The 18,015-nt window shown below is 70.5% G+C and carries 17 protein-coding genes and 1 pseudogene; 6 read left to right on the top strand and 12 right to left on the bottom strand.

The window, feature by feature from the left end:
- Positions 1-188 precede the first annotated feature (188 nt).
- The 3 genes and pseudogenes from AB0J02_RS36915 to AB0J02_RS36905 all read left to right on the top strand — a co-directional run bounded on the left by AB0J02_RS36915 (position 189) and on the right by AB0J02_RS36905 (position 2,647).
- Positions 189-740: a sigma-70 family RNA polymerase sigma factor gene (locus AB0J02_RS36915; RefSeq protein WP_363198234.1), complete on the top strand. Its 552-nt coding sequence runs from the start codon at positions 189-191 to the stop codon at positions 738-740.
- Positions 740-2,020, top strand: a pseudogene (locus AB0J02_RS36910) (SpoIIE family protein phosphatase); the annotation flags it as partial. The gene AB0J02_RS36915 and the pseudogene AB0J02_RS36910, both read left to right, overlap by 1 nt.
- Before the next feature lie 372 nt (positions 2,021-2,392).
- Entirely contained in the window at positions 2,393-2,647 is a 255-nt protein-coding gene (locus AB0J02_RS36905) for a hypothetical protein (RefSeq protein ID WP_363198233.1), read from the top strand.
- Between the two features lie 76 nt (positions 2,648-2,723).
- On the opposite strand, the gene AB0J02_RS36900 is transcribed toward AB0J02_RS36905, so the two are convergent.
- The 7 genes from AB0J02_RS36900 to AB0J02_RS36870 all read right to left on the bottom strand — a co-directional run bounded on the left by AB0J02_RS36900 (position 2,724) and on the right by AB0J02_RS36870 (position 8,850).
- Positions 2,724-4,052, bottom strand: coding sequence for a helix-turn-helix transcriptional regulator (locus AB0J02_RS36900; protein WP_363198232.1), 1,329 nt, complete (start codon positions 4,050-4,052; stop codon positions 2,724-2,726).
- A gap of 154 nt (positions 4,053-4,206) precedes the next feature.
- Positions 4,207-4,374 (bottom strand): hypothetical protein, encoded by a 168-nt coding sequence (locus AB0J02_RS36895; protein WP_363198231.1) that lies wholly within the window; start codon positions 4,372-4,374, stop codon positions 4,207-4,209.
- Between the two features lie 523 nt (positions 4,375-4,897).
- Positions 4,898-5,302, bottom strand: a complete 405-nt coding sequence (locus tag AB0J02_RS36890; RefSeq protein WP_363198230.1) for a hypothetical protein — start codon at positions 5,300-5,302, stop codon at positions 4,898-4,900.
- 99 nt (positions 5,303-5,401) lie between these two features.
- Entirely contained in the window at positions 5,402-5,872 is a 471-nt protein-coding gene (locus AB0J02_RS36885; RefSeq protein WP_363198229.1) for a MarR family winged helix-turn-helix transcriptional regulator, read from the bottom strand.
- 9 nt (positions 5,873-5,881) lie between these two features.
- Complete coding sequence (locus AB0J02_RS36880) at positions 5,882-6,016, bottom strand: hypothetical protein (RefSeq protein WP_363198228.1); 135 nt, start codon at positions 6,014-6,016, stop codon at positions 5,882-5,884.
- Between the two features lie 134 nt (positions 6,017-6,150).
- Entirely contained in the window at positions 6,151-7,065 is a 915-nt protein-coding gene (locus tag AB0J02_RS36875; RefSeq protein ID WP_363198227.1) for an NADP-dependent oxidoreductase, read from the bottom strand.
- Positions 7,066-7,197: 132 nt separating this feature from the next.
- The gene (locus tag AB0J02_RS36870; protein ID WP_363198226.1) at positions 7,198-8,850 is read right to left on the bottom strand and encodes an alpha/beta fold hydrolase; all 1,653 of its coding nucleotides are present in this window, start codon (positions 8,848-8,850) and stop codon (positions 7,198-7,200) included.
- A 615-nt stretch (positions 8,851-9,465) separates the two neighbouring features.
- On the opposite strand from AB0J02_RS36870, the gene AB0J02_RS36865 reads away from it, so the two are divergent.
- The 3 genes from AB0J02_RS36865 to AB0J02_RS36855 all read left to right on the top strand — a co-directional run bounded on the left by AB0J02_RS36865 (position 9,466) and on the right by AB0J02_RS36855 (position 11,856).
- On the top strand, positions 9,466-10,203 hold the full coding sequence (locus AB0J02_RS36865) for a DUF4232 domain-containing protein (protein ID WP_363198225.1): 738 nt from the start codon (positions 9,466-9,468) through the stop codon (positions 10,201-10,203).
- Positions 10,204-10,380: 177 nt separating this feature from the next.
- Complete coding sequence (locus AB0J02_RS36860; protein WP_363198224.1) at positions 10,381-11,193, top strand: AfsR/SARP family transcriptional regulator; 813 nt, start codon at positions 10,381-10,383, stop codon at positions 11,191-11,193.
- Between the two features lie 36 nt (positions 11,194-11,229).
- On the top strand, positions 11,230-11,856 hold the full coding sequence (locus AB0J02_RS36855) for an NADH oxidase (protein WP_363198223.1): 627 nt from the start codon (positions 11,230-11,232) through the stop codon (positions 11,854-11,856).
- Positions 11,857-11,863: 7 nt separating this feature from the next.
- Here AB0J02_RS36855 and AB0J02_RS36850 read toward each other — a convergent pair whose 3' ends face one another.
- From AB0J02_RS36850 to AB0J02_RS36830, 5 genes are all read right to left on the bottom strand, one after another.
- Positions 11,864-12,511, bottom strand: coding sequence for a response regulator transcription factor (locus AB0J02_RS36850; protein WP_363198222.1), 648 nt, complete (start codon positions 12,509-12,511; stop codon positions 11,864-11,866).
- 40 nt (positions 12,512-12,551) lie between these two features.
- On the bottom strand, positions 12,552-13,763 hold the full coding sequence (locus AB0J02_RS36845; protein WP_363198221.1) for a histidine kinase: 1,212 nt from the start codon (positions 13,761-13,763) through the stop codon (positions 12,552-12,554).
- Positions 13,764-13,906: 143 nt separating this feature from the next.
- Positions 13,907-14,554: a response regulator transcription factor gene (locus AB0J02_RS36840; protein ID WP_363198220.1), complete on the bottom strand. Its 648-nt coding sequence runs from the start codon at positions 14,552-14,554 to the stop codon at positions 13,907-13,909.
- On the bottom strand, positions 14,551-15,741 hold the full coding sequence (locus AB0J02_RS36835; protein WP_363198219.1) for a sensor histidine kinase: 1,191 nt from the start codon (positions 15,739-15,741) through the stop codon (positions 14,551-14,553). The genes AB0J02_RS36840 and AB0J02_RS36835 overlap by 4 nt, the downstream gene beginning before the upstream one ends.
- Before the next feature lie 59 nt (positions 15,742-15,800).
- A complete protein-coding gene (locus AB0J02_RS36830) occupies positions 15,801-18,005 on the bottom strand; it encodes an MMPL family transporter (protein WP_363198218.1) in 2,205 nt (734 codons plus the stop codon).
- Positions 18,006-18,015 lie beyond the last annotated feature (10 nt).

Genomic DNA, 18,015 nt, shown 5'->3' with positions numbered 1-18,015 from the left:
CTATCGGATCCGGGAGCGGGGCAGACGCGAGACCATCACCGTCGTACTCCAACACCTGGGTCAACAGGGAGGGTTCGCCCACGCTGTCGACCAGGACGGCCTCTCCTGGACCATACGGGTGCCCGCAGCGCGACAGCAGACTGGAAGCCCGGCAGACGGCCAAGTACAGAGGGTGAGAAGCGCGGGGCATGTCGAGTGACCACATCGGGCCCGCCTTCGACCAGCTGTACCGGGCGTCGTACCAGAGGATGCTCGCAAAGAGCATTGTGGTGTGCGGTGGAAACTCCGCCGTGGCCCAGGACGCGGTGCAGGAAGCCTTCATCCGGTGCTGGCGGCGTATGAACGATGTTCATGGCCCACCCGTAGAGAACTGGCATGCGTGGCTGTCCACGGTTGTCGTGCGTGAATGTCTTGCAGCCCTGCGTCGCCTGCCGAGCACTCTTCCCTTGGAAGGCCGGGACTTCTCGGCCACCGCACCGGAGTTGGCAGCGCACCTGGATCTCAAGGACGCGTATCGTCGAGTCTGTGGGGCGATCGCTCAATTGAGTGAGCAACAGCGTGCGGCTGTCGCGCTGTGCTGCCTGGCGGATCTCGATGCCAAGCGGGCGGGGGCGGTGATGGGCGTCGAGGCGGCAACGGTACGCGTTCACCTGAGCAGAGCCCGCAAGACGTTGGGGCCCCTGTGGGCGGAGTTCAATTCCTTGGGGGTCTTTGACGACCAGTGGGAAGGCGGGGCGTGATGAGTGACAGCTCGGACTACACCACGATCCGGCACCGCCTGGCTGGTCCACTACGGCGCGTGGGCGCGGACGATGACGACGATGCGCGCCTGCGCGGCACGGTCCGTAGCACCGAGGACGCCATCCATCACGCACTCGGACCGATCGTGGATGTCGAGCAGTCCCTGGCCACCCTCAAGCAGCGTCTGGAGCAGGGCCCTCCCCCAACAGCCGGGGAAACATCGTCCATTACCTCTGTCCTCGACCAGATCCCGGCTCTCGTCGCCCTCGTCCACGGCCCGGAGCACCGTCTCGCATACGTCAACGACGCCTACGTGACGGCCTTCGGCGTACGCCCTCTGGGCGAACCGGCCCGTGAGGCGCTCCCTGAGCTGAACGAACTGGGCCTGCTTGCCCTCCTCGACCAGGTCCTGCGCAGCGGCAAGCCTCGTACGCTCAAGTCCCGCAAAGCACTCGACGGCCGGTCGTACACCTTTACGTGCACCCCGGTGACCGAAGGCGGCGACGGGGTGATGGTTTTCGCGACCGACGTCACCGACCACGCCGAAGTGGCCGAACGCCTCCGCGCCGGCGAACGCCGTCAGCGCGAGACGGCCGTGACCCTGCAACGGTCCCTGCTCCCACAGGAGTTGGAGCAGCCCGACGGCCTGCGCGTCGCCGCCACGTACCAACCGGGCGGCACGGAGGGCGCGGTCGGCGGCGACTGGTACGACGTGATCGCCCTCGGCGGCCGCCGTACGGCCCTGGTCATCGGCGATGTCATGGGCCACGGCGTACCGGCGGCCGCGGCCATGGGGCAACTCCGCACGGCGGTCCGCGCGTACGCCCGCCTGGACCTCCCTCCGCACGAGGTGCTGCAGCTCCTGGATGCTCTGGTCGCAGAGATCGACGTCAGCCAGATCGCCACCTGCGTGTACGCCGTCCACGACCCCGATGAGGGCCGCCTGGTGTATGCCTCGGCCGGCCACCTGCCGATCCTGGTCCGTGACGAGAGCGGTGCGGTCCTGCGCGCCGACGAACCCACGGGCCCGCCCTTGGGCACGGGCGGCTGGATTCACGCGTCGGGCTCGATCGCCCTCGGCCCCGGCTCCACGGCGGTCCTCTATACCGACGGCCTGGTCGAACGTCGCGACGAGGACCTGGACGAGGGAATCGCATCCCTGGAGCGGGCGCTCGAGGGTGCGACAGGCAGCCCTCAGGTGATCTGCGACCGACTGGTCCGCTCGGCGGGCGTCACGGCGGAACACGACGACGATATGGCGGTCCTTGTGGTCCAGCACAAGGACATGGGCACAGGCAACTCCCCGTCGGCCCTGCCTCATTGAGGCCTCCGGCCGACCATCTCCCGTGTTCCCCGCGGGACGCAGCTGCGGGTTTACCGCGGTAAGGCCGCAGCCGGTCTGCCGACTCGCCGCGTGGTGCCTGTGCCGAGCTCTACCGCGGTAGAGCCGCGGCTCCCCGCCCGCCGCGGCGCGGATCGTCGAGGCCGTGCACGCGAACCTCTGCCCCACCCTCTGACCCGGTCACGGGGGACGGCCCGGCGACACCCTCCGGTCGCCGGGCCGCCGGCCGGGCGCCGCCGACCGCGTGGAACTCCGTCGGCGTGCGTAACGCGGGCCGGTCAAGATCGTTGGCCGAGCATGACCAACCTCATGCGATCCTCACTCGCGCGCACCGTCCTGGCGGCCGCGCTGTCGGCTCCCCTGTTGGCGGGCATTGCGGGTACGGCATCCGCCGCTCCCGCGCAGTCCGGCACTCAGGCGCACAAGCTTGACTCGAAGCCGCCGTACACCTACGCGAGCTGCCTCCAAGCCGTCAAGGAGCAGCGGAAGGAGACCGGCTCTCAGGCCAGGTGGCACTGCGACCAGTTGGTGAAGAAGGGCTGGGTCGCACCGCCGGTTCGGTGAATTGAGACAGGCCGTGTACGGGCCCGCGCCCCTTGGGTGCGGGCCCGCCGCCGTTTGGGCTCCGGGCGCTCGCGGGTCATGGCGCCGCTGTCCTCGGGGTGGGCAGCGCCGTCGATGCCGACTGGCCTGTGCGCGCTGCCAGAGCGATGCGCCTGCGCAGTTCCTTGCGGCGGGTGGTGAAGGCCGCTGTGGGGGGCATGGCGGTGGTGTCGTGGTGGATGTCGCCGAACGCGGTCAGCATCCGGTTGAGGCGGTGTGTGGGCGTCTCGAGCAACTGCGGGCCCTGGTCGGGTTCTTGGTCGGTGGCCGCTTCCCAGTGCGGCCTGAAGAAGGTGGGTTCCCCGTCCAGCGCCTGGATGAGGGCCGCGACCATGGGCCATTCGGCAGGGAAGCCGTGGAGGACTTTGCGGATGTCCTCGGGGGTGACAGCGCCGCCGGTCGCGGCGGAGAGGATGTAGGGCGAAGGGGAGCCGCCGCGCTGGTAGAGGTGGCGTAAGCCCCGCTCCAGGGACGGTTCGTGGTCGTCGGACTCGGGGGGCCCGATGTCATCGGCTGTGCTGTCGCCGGCCGGTTCCGGGGGCGGGGTCGCTTTGAGGGTACGGGCGCGGCGTTTGTGCTCGTCGTCCCAGACCTTGTGGACGGCTTCCGTGTCGGCGCCGAGCCCGAGGGCTATCTTCTCCGTGCGTTCCCAGGTGGGGAACGCCTCGCCGCTCAGTACCCGGGAGAGGTAGCTGGCCGACACCTGGGCGCGGCGCCCCAGTTGGCGCAGGGGAAGGCCGCTGGCCCTCTGCAGGCGGGACAGCACGGGGGCGAGCTGGTTCGCGGCGCGCAGTGGCCGCGCCACGGAAGAGGGTGTCGGTTCGTCGTCCTCGTCGTCCGCTGTTTCCGGGAGCGGGGCGGGGCGGGCCGCCGTGGCGTAGTGATCCAGACGGCGTTTGATGTCGTCGTCGCGGAAGGCGCGGCGCGCGGTCTCGGGGCTCATCCTGAGGATGCGCGCGAGGACTTCCCAGGAGATGTGGCGGCGGCGTGCCAGCAGGATGATGCCGGCGGTGAGGGCCTCCTGGCGGCGCTGGAGGGCGACGGCGTATTCGAGGATCTCCAGGGCGGAGGCGTTGGCGGGGCGCGTCAGCAGGCGGCTGAGGTGGCGGAACTCTTCCTGTGTGTCGGTGGCGAGTTCCTGGAGTTGTTCCTGTTCGGGGAAGTCGCTCGTGACGGCGGGGACCGGGCGGGAGTGGGCGTCGTCGCCGTCGGTCAGTTGCTTGCGGCGCTGACGGTCGCGGTAGGCGGCCTGCCGGCATGGGCGTCCGCAGTATTCGGCGGGCCTGCCGCGTTGCGGGTTGGGGTCGCGGTCCAGCGGGCTGCCGCAGTTCAGACAGGCGGGTTCTGGCAGGTGGGGTGAGATCATCAGGTCAGGCGTTTCCTGTGCGGCGCCGGACTGGACTCCGGCGAGCCGGGTTGTCGGAATTCCGTCACACCGGCGGTGTAATTCTGCCTTTTCGTAGCGGAACCATCGCCGGGTCGCGCCGGGGAGTGCATAAATGCACTCCCCGGCGCTTGGATCAGGCCACGCGGCGGTACTGGGCGGTGAAGTTCCACACCAGGCGGCCGATTGCGGCGGTCAGGGATACGGCGACCGACGCGAGAAACGAGTCCGTGGCAACGGCCGACGGCGAGCAGATCACGATGACCGGCACCGCGGGGATCGCGATGAAGGGAATGTGAACCATCCGTCCGTGACGTTGGGGATTTTCGTCACGCCTGTTAGTGTCGAAAAAGCGGAACCGCCTCCCACGTGGGGGTTTGGATCGCTTGGGGGCGGGGGACGACCACATGTGCGTCTCCTTGCTCTGTATTGGTTGGTTGATTACGGCAGCGTGGATCCATCACCGGGGCTACACCCCCTCCGGATTCACGTTGCCGTGACCTTAGCCTCACGGAAAGTGTTGCGCCAACTACAGGCAAGGCCACCGATTCACGCTTATTTAAGCGGCATATCCCGAAATCAAATCGGACAATTGTCCGCGAATTGGTGCACCTTCTTTGCATTCTGGCGTAGATATTCCACGATTTTCCCGAACGAGCGCCGTTGCGTAGCTGAATTGTGGTAGCGAACCGTTTCTCCAGGTCAGCCCGACATGCCCGTGCGAACCGGCACCGCATCGCCGCCGCCGCGTGCTCACCGGGGCTGGCCGTAATCCGTACGGCGCGCCCCGGCAAAGGTGATGCATCGCGGTCGTACGCCGCTGTCCGTCAACGGCCCGGCCGCTCTGCCCCGTCGCGGGGCTCCGTGCGGTGGTCGAAGTACGCCCACGCGAAGATGCCGCCGACCGCGACCAGGCCCACCGCCACGACTTGCACGGCCGTCGGGGCGTTCCGGGTGAGGTAACCGGTCCCGCCTGCCGCCAGCCCGCCCGCGAGCATCACCATCCGGCTGGCGAAGCGCTGTCCCGGGTCGACGCCGTCACGCTCGGCGAACAGGCCTCTCGCCGCGGCCTTCGCCGGCCGCGCCGCGCCCCCGCGCCGCTTCGTCCGGTACTCCAGCCCGTAACCGATCACCAGATACAGCACGAGAATTCCGGCGAACAAGGCCCAGTCGGACGGCTGGTCCAGGCCCCCTCCGCGTGCCAGCACGGTGGACGACATCGTCGGTTCCATCCGGCATCCCCTTCGCTCTCGTACGTCCAGAGCTCTCGAATGCCCCCGCGCCGTCGTTCAACTACCCCCGGAAGCCGCGGCGCGTGACGTCTGCCGGGGTCACCGGCTGCCCTGGGCGCGGTCCCTGACGGACCGTTCGATGGTGTACGCGGTCGCGGTGAACGCCTCTGCCTGCTCTGCCGTCAGGTCGCGTACCGAGATCTCCTCCAGGCTGCGCCACATGTCCGCGATGGGCTCCTGCATGGCGCGGCCCTTGCCGGTGAGGTGGACGATCATGACGCGCCGGTCGTGCTCGGCCGGCTCGCGGGTGAGCAGCCCGGCTTCCTGCATGCGGCGCAGCGACTTGGAGACCGTCGAGTGGTCGAGGCCGACGGTCTCCAGCAGTTCGGACTGGGTCTGGCCGTCGCGGTCGAACAACTGCATGAGCAGCAGTTCCTGACCGGGGTGCAGGTTCATGTCGCGGAGCATCGCGGCGGCGTGACCGCGGTGGGCGCGGGCGAGTTGGAAGACGGCGTAGCTGAGGCGCCCGTCGCGCGCCGTGTTCGGGGGCGTTGGCGCGGGCTTGGTCATCGTTGCTCCTCAGGCGGTGCGGGTGGTACGGGCGATGCGACTGGTGTGGAAGGTGGCCGGATCAGGGGTGCTCAGCGGCGCTTTGGAGCGTATCCGGTCGGGCTCGGCCGGTGCCCTCGTGCCGACGCTGATGACGTCGGCCACGGCCCCCGCCCCTCGTGTCTCGGGCGCGAGGGCCGTATGGATGCACGGTGGGTGCGGGGCATGCGGGCAGGCCGAGCAGCGGTGGGATGTGGTCGGACGCGGTCGTTCGGTGCCGGCAGCGCCCGTAGGGGCGGTCAGCCGACCGTGAGGACGAGCTTGCCGCGGCTGTGGCCGGCGTCGCTGGCCTGCTGGGCCTTGGCCGCGTCGGCCAGGGGGTGGGACGCGCCGGCGGTGGTGACCAGGGTGCCGTCGGCGGCCTGCCGGGCGAGTTCGGCGAGGCGGTCGGCCGAGCGGCGCTGGGGGCCCTCGGAGAAGACGACGCCGAGCTCGCGGGCGCGAAAGTCGGCGGTGGTGACGATCCGGTCCGTGCCGCCGCGCAGGGTGATCGAGTCCTCCAGCGCGCCCTTGCCGGCGGCGTCGAGCACCGCGTCGATGCCGCTCGGGGCGAGCGCACGGACCCGCTCGACCAGGTTTTCGCCGTAGACCAGCGCGGTGGCGCCGAGCGAGGTCACGTACTCCTGGTTGGCCGGGCCCGCGGTGCCGATGACGCGGGCGCCGCGGGCGACGGCGAGCTGGACGGCGATGGTGCCGAGTGCGCCGGACGCGCCGTGGATCAGCAGCGTCTCGCCGGCCCGGACGTCGAGCAGGTCCAGCGCCCGGTCGGCGCCGTCACCGGCCACCGGCAGTGCGGCGGCGTGCGTCCAGTCAAGGCCGGCCGGCTTGTGGGCGAGGACGGTCGCCGGGGCCAGTGCGTACTGGGCGTAGGAACCGGTGTCCGACCAGCCCAGCACTTCCTCGCCCGCCTTCGGCCGGTCGACGCCCTCACCCACGGCGTCGACGACGCCGGCGATCTCGCCGCCGGGGACGGCCGGCAGCGTGGTGGGGAAGATGTTCTCCATGGCTCCGGAGCGGATCTTCCCGTCGACCGGGTTGACGCCGATCGCCCGGATGCGGACCCGGACCTGTCCGGGGCCGGGCCGGGGGGTCTCGATCTCCGCCTCGTGGAGGACCTCGGTGCCGCCGAACGTGTCGAAAACGATGGCCTTCATGACGCTGTCTCCTTCAGGGGTGTTCCGCCGACCCAATTATGTGGCTGGACACATAAAACGTAGCACCGATTACGTGGCTAGCCAAGTAATTCGCTGGACTGCGGCGCCTCCGCAGGTCGGGGACAGGTCTCGTCAGGCGATCGGGACGTCCAGGTAGGACGGGTCCGCGTCCGGCGACGTGACGGTGAGCGTGGTGCCCCGCTGGCCGACCTTGGCGTAGAACGGGTCCACGGTGTCCAGGACCAGCATCAGACGGTGGCCGGCCGCGACGTCGTAACCGGTCACCTGGAGCGGGACATGGACGCCGCCGGGCCGGTCGGCGGGTGTGCTTCCGGGCCGGGTGAAGGGGGCCTGCGTGACGATGTGCGCGCTGGCGTCGGGCGATACGTCGAAGAGGTAGGCGACGAACATCGACGGACCGCTGCTCGCCGTGCAGGTGAGGTGCAGTTCGGGGATGCCGCGCAGCCGGGTGGTCCTGGTGAGCGGCGCGGTGACCCAGACCCCGGCGTCGGAGCGGCTGATGTCGCCCGTCGGATACACCTTGGGGTCCCCCGCCAGCTCCGCGTACCCCCGCTTGATGATGGCGTCGGCGACCGTGGCCGGGGTATCGGTGCCCACCCTGATGGTGCGGGTCCAGCCGGTCTCCGGCTTGTCGATGAGGGCGGCGTCGCCGCCCGCGCCGGCGCCGGTGAGATGGAACCGGTGCGCCTTCCCGGTGGCCTGCTGCCAGTTCGGCGACGCCTCCAGGGTGCTGCTCCACATGATCTGGCTGAGCAACTGGCCTTCTTCGTCAATGCCGTTGGGCTCCTGCTTGACGAAGTGGTCCATCCAGCGGTGCGCGTCCCGCCAGATGCGGTTGGGCAGTCCGAGGAAGCCGCTCATCTCGGGGCACGAGTGATCGCCGATGGAGAGGTTGATCCGCTTCGGGCCGGTCAGCGCGTTGAACATCTGCAGGGTCTGGTTGCCGGGAAAGAGCGTCTCGTGCCACGCGTTCGCGAAGAACACCGGTACCTGGCGCTCGTTGAGGCGCTCGCGGTACGCGTACGGGGAGCGCTCCGCCGCCCACTCCAGGGTCTCTTCCATGTCCCCGCCGCCCAGCAGGGCGTCGAAGGCCTGCTGCGTCCGTGCGCTGAGCCGGGCGTTCGCGGCGGCCTTGCGCAGCACCCGCGCCGAGGCCACATGACGGGTGTCGTTCTCGTAGAAGGCCTGCCCGAGGTCGCCCCACGTGCTCATCGCCGCCACCGCGTTCACCCGGTCGTCGTGCGCGGCGACGAGCTGGCTGATGCCCGAACCGTAGGAGTCGCCGACGAACCCCGCGCGGGTCGCCGCCCCGCCGGCCTCCTCGTACAGGAAGGTCAGCGCGCTGCTCCCGTCGGCCACGTCCAGCGGTCCCGCGACCTCGACCTCGCCCTCGGAGTGCCCGAATCCGCGGGCCGTGTACGCCAGGACGTGGTAGCCGTCCAGCGCGAAGCGCGTACCTTGCATGGCGTACGCGATCCAGCCCAGGTCCGTCCACGGTGACGGCATCACCACGACCGGCCGGTCCTGGCTGTCGCGGTGCTTCCACAGGAAGCCCGCGAGATGCACCCTGCCCGCCCCCGGCACGCGCACCCGCCGCAGCTCGAGCCGGGCCCGCGCCTCCCCGGCCTGCGCCGTACGGTCGGTGGACAGCCCTGTCGTGTCGCCGCTCTCGAGAGCCCGCACGAACTGTGTCAGCGCCGCTTCGTCGAGCTGCGGGTAGAGACTGACCGGCACCTGATCCTGTGTCCGCTCTTGCGCTGCCATGCGCCAACTCCTCTTGCCCCGGGCCGAGTTCCGACGCGTCGAGGGTCCTACGGTGCCGCGCGGGGAATGAGTGGGCGGCCGGATTCGGCACGAGAATGACCGAAAGGGTGTTGTTCGGGCATGACTGATGCACGTCGCCCCATTTGGGATATCTCCAGCTCCCGGGTTCCCGGGTGCGAGCCGCCGGAGTCCCGAGGCGCGGTGGTGTGCCGCAGTTCACCCGCGGACGCGGCGCCGGCAGGGAACATCTGTGTACGTGGCATCGTTCATGTGAGTGTGGCTGCGGAGGGGACAGTGTCCCCGGGCCTCACCCATGGCCCATGGGGACGATCGTCCGGCTGAAGCCCCATGGAGCCTTTCGCCGCGAGGCGACCGCCCTCCGCCTGCCACACCTTTACGGCCCTGGCTGGTCTCCCCCGTCCAGCCAGGGTCCTTTTTGCGTCCGGTGACGGCCGTGCGGAGCGGCGCGGCCGATTCCCGGCGCGCCGTCCGGCGTGGCCAACTGTCGCGCGCTAGCGAGGCGTTAGCGGGCGGCGATCATTCGTTAGCGGCGCCGGGCAGAGTCGTGGTCGTACCGGGGAGACACCGACACCGACCGCCTCTGGGGGACCCGAAATGCGCTCCGACACCACCACCGCCCGTACCGCCCGCCGCCGTAGCCTGCGGATCGCCGCCGCGACCCTGACGGCGGTCGCGGGGCTGGCGCTGACCGCCTGCTCCGGTTCCGACACCGGCGCGAAGTCCGGGGGCCGCGCGGACATCGGCATGGCCGCCGACCAGGTCAAGGACACCGGGTCCCAGGCGCAGGGCTCCGACGCGCAGGCCAACGGTGTCGGTGCCGGCAAGGAGTCCTCCGCGGGCAAGCAGGCGGCCGGCGCGCAGAGCGCCGGGAAGAGCAGGGCGAGCATCGAGCGGTGCCACACCGCCAACCTGAAGGCATCGTTCAACACCGGCGGGGACGCGGTGCCGGACCCGGACGCGGACGGGGCGACCACCACCAGCGTGCTGCTCACCAACAAGGGCGGCGCCGCCTGCACGATCGGTGGCTTCCCCGGTGTGGACCTCGCCACCGAGAACGGCGTGGACCCCGCAACGGGCGGTGAGGGCGGGCGCTGGTCGCTGGCCCGCTCCTCGGCCACGTACAGCAAGATCACCCTGCAGCCGGGCGACAGCACCGACTTCACCATCAACGTCGCCCTGACCGACGACGACGAAGGCTTCTGGGCGCCCGCCTACGCACTCATCACCCCGCCCAACGAGACCACCTCGATCACCCTCGCCTGGCCCTGGAGCCCGCTCGTCGACCAGCGCGGCGCCACCCGCCCCGCCACCTTCGTGAACCCCATCGGCTGACCCCAGGCCCGCCCGCCCGGCCGGTCGTCCCGGCCGCTGCTCCCAGGCTGACCTGCGGCGTATGAAGATCTCATGTCCGTGGGAGCCCAACATTCACCCCCTTCTCGTGCCTCCCTCACTGTCGGCGCTCCGATGCCGCGTGCCAGGCTCGCGCCATCCAGAGGGAAAGGAACTGGCATGGCATATCTGGGGATTGGGCTGCTGGGGCCGTTCGCGGCTTCCGTCGGCGGTGTGTCCATCGTCCCGAGCGCGAGCAAGCAGCGCAGGCTGCTCGCGCTGCTCGCGATCGGTGCCGGCAGCGAGGTCGGCATGGGCGCGATCGCGGAGGAGCTGTGGCAGGGGTGCCCGCCGGCCGGTCCCTCGGCTGCCGTGCAGACGTACGTGAAACAGTTGCGGCAGCGGATCGCCGCGGCGGCTTCGCGGCTCAGCCCGTGCGTCGACGCCAAGGAGATCCTCGTGCGCGGGCACAGCGGATACCGGCTGTTCATGTCCGACGTCCGGGTGGACGGGCGGGAGTTCGAACTGCTGGTCCGCCAGGGGCACCAGGCGCTCGCCGACGGGGAGGACGAGCGCGGGGTGCGGCTCCTGTCCGAGGGCCTCGCGATGTGGCGGGGGCCCGCCCTGGGCGATGTACGGATGTCGGGGACCCTGCGCGCCGAGGCCATGCGCCTCGACGAGGTGCGGCTGGCCGCTGTGGAGTCGCGCATCGAGGCCGAACTGCGGCTCGGCCGGCATGTTCACCTGGTGAGCGAGCTGACCGCGCTCACCGCCCTGCATCCGCTGCAGGAGAGCCTGCACGCGCAGCTCATCGTCGCGCTCTACCGCAGTGGCCGCACGTCACAGGCGCTGGAGGCGTTTCGGCGGTTGCGTGAGGCTTCGGTGCGGGAGTTGGGGATCGAGCCGTCGCGGCGGCTCCAGGAGCTCCACCGTTGGGTGCTGGCCGGTGAACCGCTGCTGGACGCACCGGCCCGTACGCTGGCCGCGTTCTAGCCGACGGCAGGCTCCCTCGAGAAAGAAGGGTGGGCAATGCACGACATGCCTGCTGACATGGTGACGGTCCACCTCTGCTCCCTGTCCGAGGATGTGATCGTCGAGCACGACGAAGGCCACGACCGGCTGGTGCTCAAGAGCCGGTGGGGCGTGGACCACGTGGAGCGGCCCGACACCGCCGTGCGGGAGGCTCTGCGGCGGATGGAACTGGGGCCCGTGGTCCTCGCCAACGCCACGGACGCGCAGGTCGACCTGTACGCGGTGATGCTGCCGGCGCTGAGCCGGCTCTCCCACCTGGTGGTGCACACGCTCGGCGTCGACGATCTGCGGGGCCCGCTGCTCTCGGTGTTCCCCGTGGCGCAGGACGCGCAGTTCACCCTGGTCTGGCTGTCGGGAGAGCGGCGCCTGCAGCTGCCGCGCCGGGTCGTGGTGACGATGGTCGATTCGGGGCTCGCGCTCGAAGCGGCCGGCAGCCCGCACCGGGTCGTGCTGCACCGGCCGGAGGCCGCGCTCGTGGCGGCGATGCTGGCCTGGCCCATCACGCCGGACAGAGCCTCGGCCGAGCTGCCGCTGCCACCGGCGATGACCGAGGGCATCATCCGCTATCTGGCGGCGGCGGGGATGGCGGCTCCCGCGGACGATCCCGCGTACGACGCCTCGTAGGGCCCCCTCAGACCAGCCAGCCGGCGTCGCGGGCGATACGGATCGCGTCGACCCTGTTGCGGGCGTTCAGCTTGGTGACCACCGTCGTCAGGTAGTTGCGCACGGTTCCGGTCGACAGGTGCAGCGTGCCGGCGATCTCCTTGGCCTCCGAGCCCTCGGCGGCCAGGCGCAGCACCTCGGTCTCGCGCTCGGTCAGCGGGCTCTGGGCGCCGCTCCACGAGGCCAGTGCCAGCTTGGAGTCGATGACCCGGTGCCCGGCGACAACACGCCTGATGGCATGCGCCAGTTCGGCCGGTGACTCGTCCTTGAGGAGATAGCCGTCGACCTCCGCGGCCAGCGCCCGGCGCAGAGTGCCGGGGCGGCCCAGGCTGGTGAGCATCAGGGTCTTGCAGCCGGGCAGGCGTTCACGGAGCTGAACCGCGGCGCTGAGACCGTCCAGGCCCGGCAGGTCGATGTCGATCACGGCGATGTCGGGCTTGATGTCGATGGCCGCGTCGAGGATCTCGTCGCCGCGCTCCAGTTCACAGACGACTTCGAGATCGGTCTCCAGGTTCAGCAGCGCCACGAGCGCTCCCCGGACCATGTTCATGTCTTCTGCGAGCAATATGCGAATCACCGCAGTGCACCCCCCTTTGGCACAGCGATTTACCGTCATCACCCTATCAACTTGGCTGGAACAGCGGGCTGTTCGCGGTTCACGCAGCGGACCGGCCGTCCTCGGCGCGGTCCACGGCGGACACCGCGGACGCGCCGTGCGAGCCTCTCTGCTCGGGCACCCTGGCCACGAGACGGAAGGTCTGGGCGTCCTGGTCCACGGTCAGGGCGCCCTCGACGGCGCCGAGGCGCGTCTGCAGGTTGCCCAGGCCGCTTCCGCTGTGCGGGGACGTGTCCCGATAGCCCGCCGTCACACCGTCGTTGACGATGGTCAGCCGCATCTGGCCGGCGCTGCGCTCGGCGGCGATCTCGCAGTACGTGGCACGGCTGTGACGCAGCACGTTGGTGACCGCCTCGCGCAACACCGTCGCGAGCACGGTGTCCAGTTCCTGCTCCAGCTGTCCGACGCGCACCTGGGCGTCGACGCGTACGTCGGCGGCGCTGAGCACGGACTGGGCCGAACTGATCTCCTCCCGCAGTGACATGTCGCGGTAGCCGCTGGCCACGCTGCGCACATCGGCCAGGGACTGGCGGGACATCGTGAGCACGTCCTCGACCTCGGACTTGGCGCGCGCGGGGTGCAGGGGCAGCAGGCGGTGGATCAGCTCTCCCTTGAGGGTGATCGCGGAGAGGCTGTAGCCGAGGAGATCGTGCAGGTCGCGGGCGAAGCGGAGGCGTTCCCTGGTGACCGCGACGCGGGTGAGTTCGCCCCGGGTCTCGTGCAGGACGCGGATCAGGTCGGCGAGCCGGGTGAGGCCGTAGACCACGAGGCCGGTGAGCAGGGTGGACTGGACGTAGTAGAACGTCTCCACCACGCCGAGGTCGCTGAGCAGCGGCGGCACCAGCATCGATCCGCCGACCACTCCGTACATGAGCCAGGCCTGGCGTGGGGGCAGGAGCAGGAGCAGGGAGCCGGCGAGGAAGCCCGCCATCGAGCCCCACTGCGTGCGGAAGACCAGGAGGGGGAGGTAGGTGAGAAGTGCCTGGGCGAGCAGGGTGAGGGTCTTCAGGCGTACGGACCTCAGCTGTGCGCCGGGCCTGGAGTGCAGCAGCTGCAGTCCGAAAATGGCGACCAGGCACAGGATCGCGGCGGTGACTTCGGCGACCGAGGCGTGCGAACTGAGAATGTTCAGCAAGGTGATGCTGAAGTAGCACAGCAGCGCGGCGAGCAGCACGAGTCGGCCCAGCCGCGGTGCGGGGAAGTTGCCGCTCGTGACGAGCAGTTCGTCCGGCTGCCCGGAATCCTCACCCACCTCTGGCGCGGATTTGTGACGGCACATCATGTCCGGATCCCCTCTCCCCCACCCCGTCCCCGTGCGGAGCATAAGCGAGAGATTTGTGGATCACGTAGGGATCCCCGCACCCCGGACAAGTGCGTGGCAGGGCCAGCTTTTTCTCAGGAGCGCACCAGCAGCCCCTTCTGCAGGGCGACGACGACGGCGCGCGTGCGGTCGCTGACGTCGAGTTTCGCGAAGACCCGCAGGAGGTGTGTCTTCACCGTGGCCTCGCCGATCACCAGGCGGCGGCCGATCTCGGCGTTGGACAGGCCGTCGGCGACCGCGCGCAGCACCTCCCGCTCGCGGGCCGTCAGGGCGACCGGTTCGGGACGGCGCATCCGGGCCACGAGCCGTTCGGCGACCTTGGGCGCCAGGACCGTCTCGCCGCGCGCCGCCGAGCGGATGGCGTCGGCGAGCTGCTCACGGGTGGTGTCCTTGAGGAGGTAGCCGACGGCGCCGGCCTCCACGGCGCGTTCGATCTCGACGTCCGTGTCGTACGTGGTGAGGATCAGTACCCGGGTCGGCGCCGGCAGGGCGACGATCTCGGTGGTGGCGGCGACCCCGTCCAGCACCGGCATGCGCAGGTCGACGAGGGCCACGTCGGGTGCGAGCCGGGCCACGAGGTCGACGCCCTCGCGGCCGTCGCTCGCCTCGCCGACGATCTCGATGGTGGGCTCCGCCGTGAGCAGCGCGACGACCCCGGCGCGCATCACCGCGTGGTCGTCGACCACGGCCACCCGGATCCGGTCGTTCGTGGCGTCGGTCATGATCCGTCCTGGGGTTGTACGGGGAGGGTGGCGAGGACGCGGGTGCCGTCCCCCAGGGAGCTGGTGACGCTGAGTTCGCCGTCCAGTTCGGCCATGCGCCGGCGCATCCCGTCGAGGCCGAAGCCGTGGGACTCCTCGACGACGAAGCCGCGGCCGTCGTCGGTGATCTCCAGCTCGACGCCGCCCGGGAATCCGGCGAGGACGACGCCGACGGTGCCGGCGCCGGAGTGCTTGCGCACGTTGGCGAGGGACTCCTGGGTGCAGCGCAGCAGGGCGACCCGGGTGCGCTGGTCCAGTTCGAGGTCGGGCAGTTCGGCGGTGACGGTGAGGCCGGTGTCCTGGACGAAGCGGTCCAGGGTCCGGCGCAGGGTGGTGGCGAGGGAGCCGGGTGCGACGCCGCTCTCGGGGGCGGAGCCGACCAGTACGCGGGCCTCGGCGAAGTTCTCGCGGGCGGTCTGTTCGATGGAGGTGAGCTGCTGGGCGCAGCGTGCGGGGTGGGTGTCCGCTGCGGAGCGGGCGGCCTCGGCGAGGACCACGATGGAGGCGAAGCCCTGGGCGAGGGTGTCGTGGATCTCGCGGGCGAGGCGTTCGCGTTCCTCCGCCGCGCCCTGGCGCTGGTGGGCGGCGGCCAACTCCTCCTGTGTGACGGCGAGTTCGGCGGTGAGCTGTTCCTGGCGTTCGTTGCTCTGGCCGATGAAGCGGTGCATCCACAGGCCCAGGCCGACGCCGGCCGCGTAGGCGACGACGGTGAACACGGCGTTCCCGGTGAGGAACTGGGGGCTCCAGCCCTGGCCGAGGGTGCCGCCGAAGACGGTGAAGAGGGCGGCCGCGCCGCTGAGGGTGATGGCGTCGCGGGGGGCTCGGGTGAAGAGCCAGAACTGCGGCAGGGAGACGATGTAGAAGGCGGCCCCGCCGTCCAGGAGGTAGGAGGCCGCTCCCAGGACGAGGGCGAGGACGCCGAGGTAGGCGCGGGGGTGCAGAACGGGGTTGCGGGGCCGGGTCAGGACGACGGTGTGGCACAGCGCGATCAGGGCGAGCAGGCCGAGCAGCCAGTACTTGCGGCCGGGCGGCGCGTCGAGCACGGCGACGGCCGTCGGCAGCACGCCGAGCAGGATCCAGACGCCCGTGTTCCAGCGGCGGATCTGGTGCAGGGTGAGCCGGTCGCCCGGCTGCTGCCACTGAGTCACTGTGATTCACCTCGTACGGAGAGGAGTTGCGGAGGTCGGGGACGTGGACGCCGGGCCGGTCAGCTCACCGGCGCCAGGGGGCGCGGGGCCGGTTCGGCGGCGGTGCGGGCGCGGCGTACGGAGCGCGAGGGCCACCAGTTGGCCTCGCCGAGCAGGAGCATCAGGGACGGCAGGACCAGCATGCGGATGATGAAGGCGTCCAGGAGGACGGCGACGGCGAGGCTGAAGCCGATCTGCTTCATCTCGATCAGGTGCAGGGCCGCGAAGCTGGCGAAGACGGTGACCATGACGGCAGCGGCGCTGGTGACCACGCCGGCCGAGCTGCCGATGCCCTCGATCACCGCCTTGCGGGTCGGGACTCCGCGCAGGGCCGCTTCGCGGATCCGGCTGATGACGAAGACCTGGTAGTCCATCGACAGGCCGAACAGGATCACGAAGAGGAACAGCGGGACGCGGGAGCCGATCGAGCCGGTGGAGGTGAAGTCGACGACGCCTTCGGCCCAGGTGTGCTGGAAGACCATGACCAGGATGCCGAGCGAGGCGGCGGCGGACAGGAGGTTGAGGACGATGCCGACGAGGCCGAGGACCACGGAGCGGAACGCCCAGACGGTCATGGCGAAGGTGACCAGCAGGAGCGCCCCGATGATGAGCGGCAGCTTCTGTTCCTGGTGGGTCGGGTAGTCGGTGTAGCGGGCGACGTCACCGGTCACGGCCGTCTCGGCGCCGGCCACCTTGCCGACGGTCTCGGGGACGTATGTGTTCCGGATGTCCTTGAGGGAGGTCTGCGCCTCGTCGCTGCTGACGTAGTGCGGGACCTGCAGCTGGAGCATGCTGATCCGCTTGTCCTGCGACGTGGTCAGGGTGGAGGTGCCGCTCAGGCGCGGGTCGTTCTTGACGTCGGCGGCGAGTTCGCGCAGGGCGGCACTCACCTCGGGCGAGCGCTCGGCGTCGGCGCGGACGACGACCTGGTGCATCGACTTGAGGTCCGGGTAGGCCGCGTTGAGACGGTCGTAGACCTGCATGGCGACGATGGAGCGGGAGTGCGTCTCGCGGCCCATGTCGGTGAGTTTGAGGCCGAGGACCGGGGCGGCGAGGGCGAGCAGCGCGACGACGGTGACGGTGAGGGTGGCGGCGGGGTGCTTGGCGACGGGGCGCAGCACGGCGGCGGTCAGCCGGCCGGGTCCGTTCTTGTGCGCCTTCTGCTTCTTCGGCGCGAGTCCGCGGGCCGCGCGGCGCTCGGCGCGGCGCTGGGCGCGCATGCCCATCGAGGCGAGGAGGGCGGGCAGGACGGTCAGGGAGCTGACGACGGCGACGAGGGTGACGAGGATCGCGCCGGTGGCGATGGAGGAGAAGATGACGTCGTCGGCGAGGTAGAGGGTGGCGCTGGAGATGGCGACGGCGAGGCCGGAGAGGACGACGGCCCGTCCGGAGGTGGCGGCGGCGAGTTCGACGACGGCCTGCGGGCTCAGCTTGCCGCCGGCGCGGGCGCGTTCCTCCCGTTCGCGCTTGAGGTAGAAGAGCGTGTAGTCGACGCCGACGGCGAGGCCGATGAGCAGGATGACGTTGGTGCCGACGCCGGCGTCGGGGAAGACGTGCGAGGCGACCATCGACAGGCCGACGGCCGAGGCGATCGAGGAGAGGGCGAGCAGCAGCGGTACGAGGGCCATCGCCACGGAACTGAAGACGAGCAGCAGGGTGATGAGGGTGACCGGCAGGGCGATGACCTCGGTGCGCGAGAGGTCGTCGCTGCGCAGTCCGTCGACGCCCTTGCTGATCGAGGGCGATCCGGTCTCCTCGACGCGCAGGCCGGGGTGGGCCTTCTGTACGGCGGCGGTCTGTTCGAGCAGCGGGTCGACGTGCTTCTTGCCGTCGAGCTCGGGGCCCTTCATGGTGACCGTGACGCGCACGGCGGTGCCCGCCTCGTTGCGCACCGGGTCGGCGACGGTACGCACCTCGGGCAGTCGGTCCATCCGGGCGGCGACATCGGCGGCGGCCGCGTCGGCGGCGGTGATGTCGAACTTCCCGGTGCCGGGCTTCGCGGTGATCAGGACGTGCTCGACGGGCCGCTGCTGCAGTCCGCCCTCGGCGGCGATCTCCTCGCCGCGTCCCGCCTCGCCGATACGGAAGTCCTCGGTGGTCGCCGCGTTGGTGCCGACCGAGATGCCGATGCCGAGGCACAGGACGACGAACACGAGCCAGCCGACGATGCCCCGCCACGGGTGGGCGGCGCTCCAGCGTGCCATGCGTACAGGAAGATTCTTCATGCCATCGATC

The organism is Streptomyces sp. NPDC050264 (genome assembly GCF_040655895.1).
GTDB lineage: Bacteria > Actinomycetota > Actinomycetes > Streptomycetales > Streptomycetaceae > Streptomyces.
Note: the sequence above shows the minus strand (reverse complement) of the source record. Positions and strands in the feature narration are given on the sequence as shown.

Bases quoted from the DNA above. Each gene is read 5' to 3' on its own strand.
- AB0J02_RS36915 (WP_363198234.1), top strand. From the start codon at position 189: ATGTCGAGTGACCACATCGGGCCCGCCTTCGACCAGCTGTACCGGGCG.
- AB0J02_RS36905 (WP_363198233.1), top strand. From the start codon at position 2,393: ATGCGATCCTCACTCGCGCGCACCGTCCTGGCGGCCGCGCTGTCGGCT.
- AB0J02_RS36900 (WP_363198232.1), bottom strand. From the start codon at position 4,052: ATGATCTCACCCCACCTGCCAGAACCCGCCTGTCTGAACTGCGGCAGC.
- AB0J02_RS36895 (WP_363198231.1), bottom strand. From the start codon at position 4,374: ATGGTTCACATTCCCTTCATCGCGATCCCCGCGGTGCCGGTCATCGTG.
- AB0J02_RS36890 (WP_363198230.1), bottom strand. From the start codon at position 5,302: ATGGAACCGACGATGTCGTCCACCGTGCTGGCACGCGGAGGGGGCCTG.
- AB0J02_RS36885 (WP_363198229.1), bottom strand. From the start codon at position 5,872: ATGACCAAGCCCGCGCCAACGCCCCCGAACACGGCGCGCGACGGGCGC.
- AB0J02_RS36875 (WP_363198227.1), bottom strand. From the start codon at position 7,065: ATGAAGGCCATCGTTTTCGACACGTTCGGCGGCACCGAGGTCCTCCAC.
- AB0J02_RS36870 (WP_363198226.1), bottom strand. From the start codon at position 8,850: ATGGCAGCGCAAGAGCGGACACAGGATCAGGTGCCGGTCAGTCTCTAC.
- AB0J02_RS36865 (WP_363198225.1), top strand. From the start codon at position 9,466: ATGCGCTCCGACACCACCACCGCCCGTACCGCCCGCCGCCGTAGCCTG.
- AB0J02_RS36860 (WP_363198224.1), top strand. From the start codon at position 10,381: ATGGCATATCTGGGGATTGGGCTGCTGGGGCCGTTCGCGGCTTCCGTC.
- AB0J02_RS36855 (WP_363198223.1), top strand. From the start codon at position 11,230: ATGCACGACATGCCTGCTGACATGGTGACGGTCCACCTCTGCTCCCTG.
- AB0J02_RS36850 (WP_363198222.1), bottom strand. From the start codon at position 12,511: ATGACGGTAAATCGCTGTGCCAAAGGGGGGTGCACTGCGGTGATTCGC.
- AB0J02_RS36840 (WP_363198220.1), bottom strand. From the start codon at position 14,554: ATGACCGACGCCACGAACGACCGGATCCGGGTGGCCGTGGTCGACGAC.
- AB0J02_RS36830 (WP_363198218.1), bottom strand. From the start codon at position 18,005: ATGAAGAATCTTCCTGTACGCATGGCACGCTGGAGCGCCGCCCACCCG.